The organism is Gottfriedia luciferensis, assembly GCF_001712755.1.
GTDB lineage: Bacteria > Bacillota > Bacilli > Bacillales > Bacillaceae_G > Gottfriedia > Gottfriedia luciferensis_B.
The window spans coordinates 98206-109714 of the sequence record NZ_MDKC01000003.1; the positions used below are offsets into that span (position 1 = coordinate 98206).

Below are 11509 nucleotides of genomic sequence, written 5' to 3' on the forward strand. Positions count from 1 at the left end.
TTATGAAAGAAAAATAGAAGAAACGTACATATTTTGAAATAAATATGTACGTTTTTTCTATTAATCTATTATTTTATAACTTCATACTTTACACATCCAAATCCTTCTCTAAATTAATACCAATTTTCCCTTCCTGTATTCTAGATCTGAATAGAGCCCAGTAAATAACAATCCCAGCAAGAAATAAATAAAGGATTACTTTAGTTGTTGGTAGGAAATCTTTTGGGAGTGTTAAAATACCAACTTCAAATACTAGCCAAATAATCGCAAGAATCGTAACAGGTAGTCGCCATTTTCCTAGCTTAAAACCATCTGTATCCGGTAAAGTTTTAATTTTAGTAGCGTATGCAATTACAGTAATTAAGTAAATTATGGCCGGAAGTGCCGCAGAAGTACCTATTAATAATGATAGTTTCCCAAAATAGAAAACAGCAATAATGCCTAATACAGAAACTAAAATTATCGCATTGTACGGTACATTATGTTTTTTATCTACCTTTTTAAACACATTTGAAGCAAAAAACACATTGTCTCTTGAAAGGGCATAAATAAGTCGAGATGCAGAAGCCATAATGATTAATCCACAAGCAAAAATTGAAACAATCACTAATGCAAGGAAGAAGTCAGCAACTGCAGTGCCCAAACGTGATTGTAAAATATCAGAAATAGGGGAAGCAGAAGCCATGATACTATTAATATCTTTAATTCCCGAAGTAACAATGATTAAGAAAACAAATCCAATTACACCTGCAAGTAACATTGAGTAAACGATGGCTTTAGGTACGGTTTTATTAGCATCAACTGTTTCTTCTGCTAGATTTGCCGCAGCTTCAAAGCCTACTAAAGTATAAGAGCCCATTACGACTGATAGTACAAATGCTGTTAAATAGCTTCCATTTGAGCCAACTTTGTGAGCAGTGTAAGTTAATAATGAAAAATCTGCTCCTTTGAAAAATAAGACAAAACTTAAAATAATAATAATGCCAATAAATCCAATTACCTCTGTATAAACAGCTGAATTATTAATAATTGTAGCAATCCTTACTCCGTAAATATTTAATAATGCTTGTATAACGATTGTAATTAATACGACTGTTGTAAGAACTGTAGTAGTACTCTTAATACCAATTAAATCAAGAAAAATCGGTGCTACACCATAATCAACAGTAGGTACAACAATAATTAAGTAACATAAAGCTGCCCAACCTGTAAACCAACCAAATCCCCGATTCGTTAAACGGCTAACCCATTGGTATACATAGCCACTTAAAGGAATTTTGCTTGATAGATCTGCAAATATTAAGGCTACAAGTAAATGTCCCACCATAACAAATGGCCAAGTCCAAATACCAGCAGGTCCGGCTGCTCCTAAAGCAAGACTATAAGAGCTAAAAATACCAGTTGTTATTGAGATAAATGAGAATGCAACTGCAAATGAACTAAAAAATTTTAATGAACGCTGTAATTCCTGTTTGTAGTTAAACGATTGTAAAGCATCTGAATCAATACCTTGTTTACTCATAAATCATCTCCTCCAAATTCGAATTTATTTACAGAATTTTCTTATAATTAAACCCATAGTTAGTCCTATTAGATTAACTAAAAGTTTTATTATCGATCGGGTAAAAAATCTACATATTTTCTTGTACCTAAAATTGGGCAGAGTGATAGTTTACCGTTAACAATGCAACTTCCGTGCCAGTCTAATAGATGTGAGTAATTTTAGAGATTCATATAAAAAGAGAAGAAAATCTTATGAGTTCTTGAATAATGTATGCAGTACTGAATAACAACTAGACCAATCATAAAAGTAGATATAAGTAAAAGGAATTTCGTTTTTTCTATTAATACTTATTAATTTCAAAGCAATAGTAGCTGTTCTTTATAACGTTTACAAAAAATTAATAATTTGGCATAAAACTTGCAGTTCTAGAAAAAGACTTATTTAAATATTCAAAAAAAGGAGGTTTCTGTCGGAAAAGTAAGAATTATAAGGAAGTAGTAATAATGGTGTAAGCGCTTAATCTAAAAAACGAAGGGGATATGATAGGTGGAAAATAAAACACAATTAAAAAGATCCTTAAAGTTATGGCAAGTAGTTATGATGGGGTTAGCCTATATGACCCCTATGGTTGTTTTCGACACATTTGGAATTGTCTCTGATGTAACTAATGGTCACGTACCAAGTGCATATATAGTAGCTCTAATAGGAATGTTATTTACAGCTGTTAGCTACGGCAAGTTAGTAAGAGTATTTCCTGAAGCTGGGTCTGCATATACGTACACCCAGAAGGCAATTAGTGGTCACTTAGGCTTCCTTGTTGGATGGTCATCTTTACTGGATTACTTGTTCCTTCCTATGGTAAATGCTTTATTAACTAAAATTTACTTAAACGCACTTTTTCCAAATGTTCCAACTTGGATATGGGTAGTTGGGTTTGTAGGGCTAGTAACTTTCTTAAACTTAAGAAGTATCAATATGCTGGCGAATTTTAATACTCTTTTTGTATTAGTTCAACTTGTGATTATGGTAGTCTTTATCATTCTAGTTATTCAAGGATTACATCACGGAGAAGGATACGGCGGATTCAGTATTAAACCACTTTTTAATGCCGGAATGCATTTTGGTACATTAGTAACTGGTGCAACAATCCTTTGCTTCTCATTTTTAGGATTTGATGCAGTTTCTACTTTATCAGAAGAAGCAATAAACCCTGCAAAAACAATTCCTAAAGCAATTCTTTATACAGCTCTTTGGGGAGGCGTAATCTTCACAGTTACATCATTTTTCATTCAATTATACTATCCGGACATATCTAGATTTAAACATCCAGATGCTGCATCACCAGAGATTGCACTCTATGTAGGTGGTAAATTATTTCAATCAATTTTCTTATGCATTACTTTTATTAACACACTTGCTTCTGCATTGGCTTCACATGCGAGTGTCTCACGTTTGTTATTTGTAATGGGTCGTGACAAAGTTTTCCCAGATAAATGGTTCGGATTTGTTCATCCGAAATGGAAAACACCAGCGTTTAACGTAATTTTTGTCGGTGTGATTTCATTATCAGCAATCTTTTTCAACTTAGTAACAGCTACTTCATTAATTAACTTTGGAGCATTAATGGCATTTACTTTTGTAAATTTATCAGTCATTAACCATTTTTACATTAGAGGAAAACATAGATCATTCAAGGGCTTCTTTTCTTACTTGCTTTTGCCTTTAATTGGAGCCGGCTCTGTAGCAATACTATGGTTTAATATTGAAAAAAGCTCGCTAATAATGGGAACAATTTGGTTCGTCGTTGGGTTATTGTATTTAATTTACTTAACTAAGGCATTCCAAATTGCACCTCCTAAATATGAAGAAGAGGCTGCTGTATAGCAGACTCACAATGAAGAAAAGTCACAAGGAAATTTACTCCTTGTGACTTTTTTGTCTACTCTGGAATATTTTGTTCGTATTTCCCTTTTCTTTGATCATGCATTTTAAGTAATTCAATTTTGAATAATGATTAATGCAAAATTGAATAATTCATGCATTCAATCATATTTTCACTAAATGATTGAATAGGTCATTGAAGGAAAAACACTAAAAAGTTTCGTTCAAAAAAATATACGAAGGTCTTGTAATTGCCTCTCTAATAAGCTTTTGTCTATTTTATCACTTCACAAAATAATGATTTGAATTCAAGTTGGCACAGGAATTGCTATTAAATTTTTAAAATAACTAATGAGGTGTGTAAAATGAGCTCAAATTTAGCTAAAGTAGAACAAAATGAAAAGAGTAGTGAACAGTTAGAAATAGATGATTCCCTTCAGGAGTTTAGAGAAACATTAAATGAAGCAATCGGAATAATGAACTATCCGAGTCAAGTATTTGAATTCCTTAAAACACCAATGCGATTTTTAGAATTTAGTATTCCCGTTCAAATGGATAATGGTGAGACAAAGGTATTTCAAGGATATCGAGCTCAACATAACGATGCATTAGGACCTACAAAAGGGGGAATCAGATTTCATCCTGATGTAACGCCAGAGGAAGTAAAAGCATTAGCTGGATGGATGAGCTTAAAGTGTAGTATTACTGATTTACCTTATGGGGGAGCAAAAGGTGGAGTTGTTTGTGACCCAAGACTATTAAGTATGAATGAGTTAGAAAAATTAAGTAGAGGTTATGTAAGAGCTGTAAGCCAAATTGTGGGACCTACTAAAGATATTCCTGCACCTGATATGTATACAAACGCACAAGTAATGGCTTGGATGCTAGATGAATATGACCATATTAGAGAGTTTGATTCACCAAGCTTTATTACTGGTAAACCTCTAACTTTAGGGGGTTCAGTAGGTCGTGAGACGGCAACTTCAAAAGGAGTATTTTATGCTCTCGAGTTAATTAGTGAAATACAGAAAATCGAGATTAAAAATATGAAGGTCATTATTCAAGGATTTGGAAATGTTGGTAGTTACCTAGCACAATACTTGCATGAAGCTGGAGCAAAAGTTGTTGGGGTTTCAGATGTACTCGGAGCAGTCTATGATCCAAAAGGCTTAGACATTCCATATCTATTAGACAATCGCGATTCATTTGGAGTTGTTTCTAACCTATTTAAAAATGCGATATCGAATCAAGAGTTATTAGAAAAAGAATGTGATGTTTTAATTCCAGCAGCAATAAGTGGAGTTATTAACAACCGTAATGCGGATAAATTGAAATGTAAGATTGTTGTTGAAGCAGCGAATGGACCGACTACTAAAGAAGCCCTAGAAATTCTTGATCAAAAAGAGATTTTAGTCGTTCCCGATATTTTAGCTAACTCAGGTGGAGTTGTTGTTTCATATTTTGAATGGTGTCAAAATATGCAAGGTTATTATTGGACTGAGAGTACTGTAGATGAGAGATTAAAAGAAAAAATGACAGATAGCTTTTTAAAAGTTTATAAAACATCACAAAAATATAATGTAAACATGAAAATAGCAGCTTATATCGAAGGAATTCGTAAAATCGCTGAAGCTTGTCGCTTGAGAGGTTGGGTAAAATACTAAAACAAAAGGAGAGATCTAGAATGATTGATATTATTTCTGAATCAACGGAAAAACAGCTTGTACACCATTATTGTTTATTAACGCAGAACAATCGATATGATTTATCAATTGCCTTTTCAAACCACTTTTATGGAAAATCAATGGTTACATCAATTCAATCTAGTAAAATGGCATTATTATGTTTAGAAGATATTCATTCTGAACATTATTGGGCTCCTAAATTAGGTATAGCTGAAGAGGATATTTCTGAAATCCAAAATTTCTTTAGCATGGTTTTACCATCAAAACACATCTGTGAGCTATAATATCAGGAATTATTTTTAAAGTAGGATCGCTGATTGGCAAGCTTAAAGACGAAGACGTGGGTGAAGTTGCAAATAATCTAAATTACTAAAATTTGTAACTAAGTCGAGACACTTTCTTCGCTACAAATATTACATTCTTAATGTGCAAAAAAAGGAGTGAGCTTTATGTATTATGGAGTCATTGTCAGTGACTACCATGGAACAGTTGAAGAGACTGCTATTCAGAAAGATTCAAGAATTTATGAATGGGAGCCTTTATTCTTTATTAAAACTACAGATGGAATTACAAAAGTTATTCATCAAGGAATAAGTGGCGAAGTTGTTTCATTGGAGGTCTCAAAAGGAGACAAAATAGTTCCTGGAATGGTTCTTGCGTATGTTAAAGAAGATTTGTTTGTTACCGCTAGCGATTGAGTAAAGTGTGATTAAGATTTCTAGGATCTACAAATAACAACTTTGATTCAATTAACGCGTTCTCTTTTCTAACAAATAAAGGGGTGTCTCTGGTCGAATAGACTTAAGAGACTGCCCTTTCTTTTTGTTTTTGTGAAATAGATTAGCAAATTATAATTTTTGATTTTTATGATAAATATAAAAATTCTGCTAAAATAGGAATGTATAATGGTTTAGACATAAGGGGGGAAAGTAATGTTATCAATAAATGAGAAACAAATAAGACCAGTCATCACAATAGATATCGATCAATTTAAAGAAAATGATGAAATTGATTTATCCAATATAAATGAACCCTTTTTATTCTTACGTAAGCAAAATCAGATTGTTGGTTATGTTCAATTAAATAATATTACTCAAAGTAGTAATAAAAAGAAAGATATAGCAATCTCAAAGATTACTAGCCTTTCTCAATCAATTACTAGTGTATATCGCTTAAGTGAGCAAATTTCATTAACGGATCTATTTCAAATTATTGGTGAACCGATCTCAATTGTAAAAGAAGATGAAGACATGCCAATAGGTTACATACTTCGCGAAGATATATTAGCGGAGCTTTTCAAACAAGAAAATAAAAGTGTGGATTTATTAAAGAGCATTTTAACATCGATACCAATGGGAACATTTGTAGTAGATAAAAATAAAGTAATTGTAAATTGCAATGATGCTGGGTTGAAAATGATTAAATCAACATCCGAAAAAGTAATTAATACAAAAGCAGAAACTATTTTTAGCGGTGAACAAGTTGAAATTGTATTTGATACAGGTAAAACAATTCTTAATCAAATCCAAATAAATGATGATATAGGTGTTCTTGTCGATTATAGCCCAATCTTCGTTGATAACGAGGTTGAAGGAGTAATTATTGTTGTACAAGATCTCCCAATGGTTGAAGAAATGGCCTCTGAAATTGAATACGTAAAGGATTTAAATAAAGATTTGAATGCTATTTTATCGAGTATTTATGATGAAATCCTTGTTGTAAACCGTAAAGGAGAACTAATTCGTTACAGTGAGAATATAATTCCTGGATTTTGGAATGTAGATTTAAAGGAATTACTTGGGAAGAGTATCTTAGAATTTGGAAACCAGGGACTTTTTACACCATCAGTTACAAAGTTAGTTTTAGAAAAGAAGAAAAAAGTATCGATCGTTCAAGAAACAATAAATGGACGTAAAGTACTTGCTGTAGGAAATCCGGTTTTTGACGAGAATATGGAGATTGAACGTATTATTATTGCATCTAGAGATATTACGGAAACTTCACGCCTTAAAACTGAATTAAAAGAAATGAAAAAGATTTCTGAGCAATATAAAAAAGAACTTGAAGATATTAAAAGCAAAGATCGTTTTGTTAAAAGACTGATTTATTGTAGCCCTAAAATGGAGCAAATTCTTAATCAAGCAAAAAAGATTGCAGATTTTTCTTCCACTGTATTACTACATGGAGAGTCCGGGGTAGGAAAGGAAGTCATTGCACAGGCGATCCATCAGTTAGGAAATCGTTCTTCAAAACCATTTCTAAAGCTAAATTGTGGTGCAATACCTGAAAATCTTCTGGAAAGTGAGCTTTTTGGCTATATTAAAGGAGCGTTTACAGGAGCAGATCAAAATAAGGACGGCTATTTTAAGCAAGCAGATGAAGGCGTTTTATTTTTAGATGAAATTGGTGAAATGCCACTACATTTACAAGTTAAATTGCTTAGAGTCCTTCAAGAGCAAGAGGTAATTCCGGTTGGAAGTACAAAACCAGTTAAAGTGAATGTTCAAATTATTGCTGCTACAAATAAAAGATTAGAAAAAATGGTTGAAGAACGTACATTTAGGGAGGATTTATATTATCGCTTAAATGTTATACCTTTAAATATTCCACCGTTAAGAGAACGAAATGAAGATATCTCATTATTAGCTTTCCATTTCTTGCAGCAATTAAATGAAAAATATAATAAGAGTTTTCATCTTACACCAGATGCAATTAACGTATTAGAATTTTATTCATGGCCAGGTAATGTCAGAGAACTTCAAAACATCATAGAAAGATTAGTTGTCTCTGCTGAAGATCAAATTATTAATGCAGAAGATGTTAATCAATTTTTACCAAATAGCTATGACTTTAATAAATCTAAACCAGTCATTAATAAAGTTATTCCTCTCCAAGAAGCGATTGATTATGTTGAGGAGCAACTTATCATGCTTGCGATGAAGCAATATAAAACAACAACGAAGGCTGCACAGGTTTTAGGTATTAGTCAGTCCTCGGTTAGTCGTAAGTATCAGAAAATAATGAATGAAAAAAATATGAATAGTGACTTTATGTCATTTAAATAAAAAAACGCACAGAGTGCGTTTTTTTATTTCTCTAAATCCCCTATATTTTCAACATTACTATCAATTACTTCAGTCATACTAACTTGATCCCTCGAGAGACTAATAGCCATGAATATGATGATGAGTCCAACTGCAATGCATGTTCCTGCAAGCAACATAATATCTTCCTCCTTTCATGGTGTTCTAGCCTATGCAATGAATTTTCTTAATATGTCGGTTTACAGAAATAGTTTTAAAAACGTTTAATGATCGCGGAATTTTAACGAGTTTCAAAGATTATGCAAAGTGTAATAGTGTTATGCAAAATTGAATAATAATCTACAGGAGATTGAAGGGAAACCCTTATAAATAGGTGTAATAAAGTTGGCACAGTTCTTGCAATCTAATAAATTGTAAAGTAATTAAGGAGGGTTTATATACAATGGTCGATGTTCAATTTAAAACAATTGATTTAAAGATGTTTATTAATGGCGAATGGAAAGATTCTAGCAATCATGAAAAACGCCCTGTTATTAACCCAGCAAATGGAGAAATCATTGCATATGCTCCAGAAGGAACGGTTGAAGATGCGAAAGAGGCAATTGATGTTGCTCGTAAAGCATTCAATGATGGAAGATGGTCTGATTTATCTGCTCAAGAAAGAGCAACTTACTTATTTAAAATTGCAGACAAAATAGAAGAGTACCAAGAAGAATTAACGAAACTTGAAACGTTAGATAATGGAAAACCAAACCGTGAAGCTGGCTACGATGTAGCTGATGCAGCAGCGTGCTTCCGTTATTATGCGGGGTTAATTACAAAGCCGGATGGGTTTACTTATCATGTAGCAGATCCTATGCAAGCGATGGTTGTTCGTGAACCAATTGGTGTATGTGGATTAATTGTTCCGTGGAACTACCCATTATTAATGAGTGTTTGGAAGCTTGCTCCAGCATTAGCGGCAGGTAATACAGTTGTTTACAAACCATCAGAAGTTACACCAGTTACGCCGAAGAAATTATTTGAGATTTTTGAAGAGGTTGGTCTTCCACACGGTGTAGCAAACATGGTGATGGGTGCAGGTCCAGTAGTTGGAAATGAAATCGCTTCAAATCCTGATGTAGATATGGTTTCATTCACAGGTGGAACAAAAACAGGTAAACATATTATGAAAACAGCTGCCGATACGATGAAAAAAGTATCGCTTGAGCTTGGCGGGAAATCTCCAAACATCATTTTTGCAGATGCAGATTTTGAAACGGCTGTAGATTATGCTCTATTCGGAATTTATGCAGGTTCAGGCCAGGTTTGCTCATCTGGATCAAGAATTTTAGTTGAAGAATCAATTTACGATCGCTTTGTTGAGCGATTTGTAGAGCGTGCTGAGAAAATTAAAGTAGGTCCTGGAGATGCTCCTGAAACAGAAATGGGTCCACTTGTAAGCAAAGAGCATTTAGAAAAAGTTTTAAGTTATATACAAATTGGTAAAGAAGAAGGCGCAAGAGTTGCTTGTGGTGGAAATCGCATTGAAAAAAATGGTTTAGAAAAAGGTTACTTTGTTGAACCGACTGTTTTTGTAGATGTTGAACAAAATATGCGTATCGTTCAAGAAGAAATTTTTGGACCTGTTGTATGTATTCAAAAGTTTAAAACCGAAGAAGAAGCAATAAAACTAGGAAATGGAACTGTTTATGGTTTAGCAGGTGCAGTATTTAGTAAAGATGGAGCGAAAGCTTTAAGAGTGATCAAAAAGTTACGTTCAGGCATTACTTGGATTAACTCATACCACCCAACATACAATGAAGCTCCATGGGGTGGCTACAAACAAAGCGGTGTTGGACGTAGTCTAGGTACATTTGGGCTAGAAGAATTCCAAGAAATTAAGCAAATTAACATTAACTTACAAGTTGAACCAATTGGATGGTTTGCAGATTAATTTTAGGCAGTTATAAGAAGAGACATATAGGAAATAAAAAAATAGATAAAACGACTATAGGAGTGAACAAAATGAGTATCAATTTAAAAAACGAATTAAAAAGTGGAGAAAAAAACGTAACTGAGTACATTAATAAGGTTTTAAGTTTAATAGAAAAAGAGACTGTTACAGAAGAAGATGCTGCATGGATTACAAAGGAAACAGTTGATGGTTTTAGAGAGCATGTAAACCCAGGTTTCCTTGCTTACCGCAAAACTGTTACAGAAGGCGGTCAATTTGCATCTGTTGAATGGTCTGATAGCGGATCTTGCTTTAAAGACGTAAATGGTAAAGAGTATATTGATTGTTTAGGCGGATTTGGAATTTATAATGTTGGGCACCGTCATCCAAAAGTTATCAAAGCAGTTACAGATCAGTTAAAAAGACAGGCACTTCATAGCCAAGATTTATTAGATCCATTACGTGCAATGCTTGCTAAAATTTTAGCAGAGATTACACCTGGTGATTTAAAATTCTCGTTCTTTACAAACAGTGGTACTGAAAGTGTAGAAGCAGCATTAAAGCTTGCAAAAATGTATAGTGAGCGCAGTACATTCATTTCAACTACACGTGCATTCCACGGAAAAAGCTTAGGTTCTTTATCTGGTACTGCAAAAGGAATGTTCCGTAAACCGTTTTTACCGTTAATTCCTGGATTCCGTCATGTTCCATTTGGTGACATTGATATGATGAGAAAAACATTTGAAACTTGCTCTTTAGTAGGCGAAGATGTTGCAGCAGTTATACTTGAGCCAATTCAAGGTGAAGGTGGAATTATTCTTCCTCCTCCAAACTACTTAAAAGAAGTTCGTGAACTATGTGATGAGTACGGAGCTCTATTAATTTTTGACGAAGTTCAAACAGGTATGGGACGTACTGGTAAAATGTTTGCTGCTGATTTATATGAAGTAGTTCCGGACATTATTTGTCTTGCTAAAGCATTTGGCGGCGGAGTTATGCCGGCTGGAGCAGTAGTTGCAAAAGAAGAAGTATTCAAAAGCTGGTTCCCAAATCCATTTATGCATACAACAACATTTGGTGGAAATCCATTAGCATGTGCAGCTGCTATTGCTACAATCAGTGTGCTTCTTGAAGAAAAATTACCTGAAAGAGCAGAAGTAGTTGGGGCTTACTTCTTAGATCAATTAAAAGAAGCAGCAAAAGGACATGAAGATAAAGTTCTAGAAATTCGTGGTCAAGGTTTAATGATTGGAATTGAGTTCCATCAAGATGAAATCGGCTATGAAGTTTCTAAAGGAATGTTTGATAAAGGAATCCTAGTTGCTGGTACATTAATTAACTCAAAAACAATTCGTATCGAGCCTTCTTTAAAAATTAGCTATGAAGAAGTTGATACTGTAGTAAATGCATTTAAAGAAATTTTATCTACTATTGAAGTTTAATACTTTTAGCATGTCAT

9 protein-coding genes are annotated in these 11509 nt (G+C 33.5%); 7 read left to right on the plus strand and 2 right to left on the minus strand.

Going from position 1 to position 11509, the window contains the following annotated elements; genetic code table 11:
- Positions 1 to 88: 88 nt before the first annotated feature.
- Positions 89 to 1522 (minus strand): APC family permease, encoded by a 1434-nt coding sequence (locus BED47_RS05005; RefSeq protein ID WP_069032701.1) that lies wholly within the window; start codon positions 1520 to 1522, stop codon positions 89 to 91.
- A gap of 528 nt (positions 1523 to 2050) precedes the next feature.
- Between BED47_RS05005 and BED47_RS05010 the strand changes: the two genes are divergently transcribed.
- From BED47_RS05010 to BED47_RS05030, 5 genes are all read left to right on the plus strand, one after another.
- Complete coding sequence (locus BED47_RS05010) at positions 2051 to 3388, plus strand: APC family permease (protein WP_069032702.1); 1338 nt, start codon at positions 2051 to 2053, stop codon at positions 3386 to 3388.
- Positions 3389 to 3750: 362 nt separating this feature from the next.
- A complete protein-coding gene (locus tag BED47_RS05015) occupies positions 3751 to 5049 on the plus strand; it encodes a Glu/Leu/Phe/Val family dehydrogenase (RefSeq protein WP_069032703.1) in 1299 nt (432 codons plus the stop codon).
- Between the two features lie 20 nt (positions 5050 to 5069).
- A complete protein-coding gene (locus BED47_RS05020) occupies positions 5070 to 5354 on the plus strand; it encodes an SAV0927 family protein (protein WP_069032704.1) in 285 nt (94 codons plus the stop codon).
- A gap of 165 nt (positions 5355 to 5519) precedes the next feature.
- Complete coding sequence (locus BED47_RS05025; protein ID WP_069032705.1) at positions 5520 to 5768, plus strand: hypothetical protein; 249 nt, start codon at positions 5520 to 5522, stop codon at positions 5766 to 5768.
- 234 nt (positions 5769 to 6002) lie between these two features.
- Positions 6003 to 8135, plus strand: a complete 2133-nt coding sequence (locus tag BED47_RS05030; RefSeq protein WP_069032706.1) for a sigma 54-interacting transcriptional regulator — start codon at positions 6003 to 6005, stop codon at positions 8133 to 8135.
- Positions 8136 to 8158: 23 nt separating this feature from the next.
- Here BED47_RS05030 and BED47_RS24330 read toward each other — a convergent pair whose 3' ends face one another.
- Positions 8159 to 8293 carry a hypothetical protein gene (locus BED47_RS24330; protein ID WP_286143741.1) on the minus strand — a complete coding sequence of 45 codons (135 nt, stop codon included), beginning with the start codon at positions 8291 to 8293 and terminating at the stop codon, positions 8159 to 8161.
- Between the two features lie 263 nt (positions 8294 to 8556).
- Here BED47_RS24330 and BED47_RS05035 point away from each other — a divergent pair, with 263 nt between their 5' ends.
- A complete protein-coding gene (locus BED47_RS05035; RefSeq protein WP_069032707.1) occupies positions 8557 to 10050 on the plus strand; it encodes an aldehyde dehydrogenase family protein in 1494 nt (497 codons plus the stop codon).
- A gap of 71 nt (positions 10051 to 10121) precedes the next feature.
- Positions 10122 to 11492, plus strand: coding sequence for a putrescine aminotransferase (locus tag BED47_RS05040; protein WP_069032708.1), 1371 nt, complete (start codon positions 10122 to 10124; stop codon positions 11490 to 11492).
- Positions 11493 to 11509: the final 17 nt, after the last annotated feature.

Coding starts and splice junctions, on each gene's coding strand:
- BED47_RS05035 (WP_069032707.1), top strand. CDS start 8,557: ATGGTCGATGTTCAATTTAAAACAATTGATTTAAAGATGTTTATTAAT.
- BED47_RS05025 (WP_069032705.1), top strand. CDS start 5,520: ATGTATTATGGAGTCATTGTCAGTGACTACCATGGAACAGTTGAAGAG.
- BED47_RS05005 (WP_069032701.1), bottom strand. CDS start 1,522: ATGAGTAAACAAGGTATTGATTCAGATGCTTTACAATCGTTTAACTAC.
- BED47_RS24330 (WP_286143741.1), bottom strand. CDS start 8,293: ATGTTGCTTGCAGGAACATGCATTGCAGTTGGACTCATCATCATATTC.
- BED47_RS05020 (WP_069032704.1), top strand. CDS start 5,070: ATGATTGATATTATTTCTGAATCAACGGAAAAACAGCTTGTACACCAT.
- BED47_RS05030 (WP_069032706.1), top strand. CDS start 6,003: ATGTTATCAATAAATGAGAAACAAATAAGACCAGTCATCACAATAGAT.
- BED47_RS05040 (WP_069032708.1), top strand. CDS start 10,122: ATGAGTATCAATTTAAAAAACGAATTAAAAAGTGGAGAAAAAAACGTA.
- BED47_RS05015 (WP_069032703.1), top strand. CDS start 3,751: ATGAGCTCAAATTTAGCTAAAGTAGAACAAAATGAAAAGAGTAGTGAA.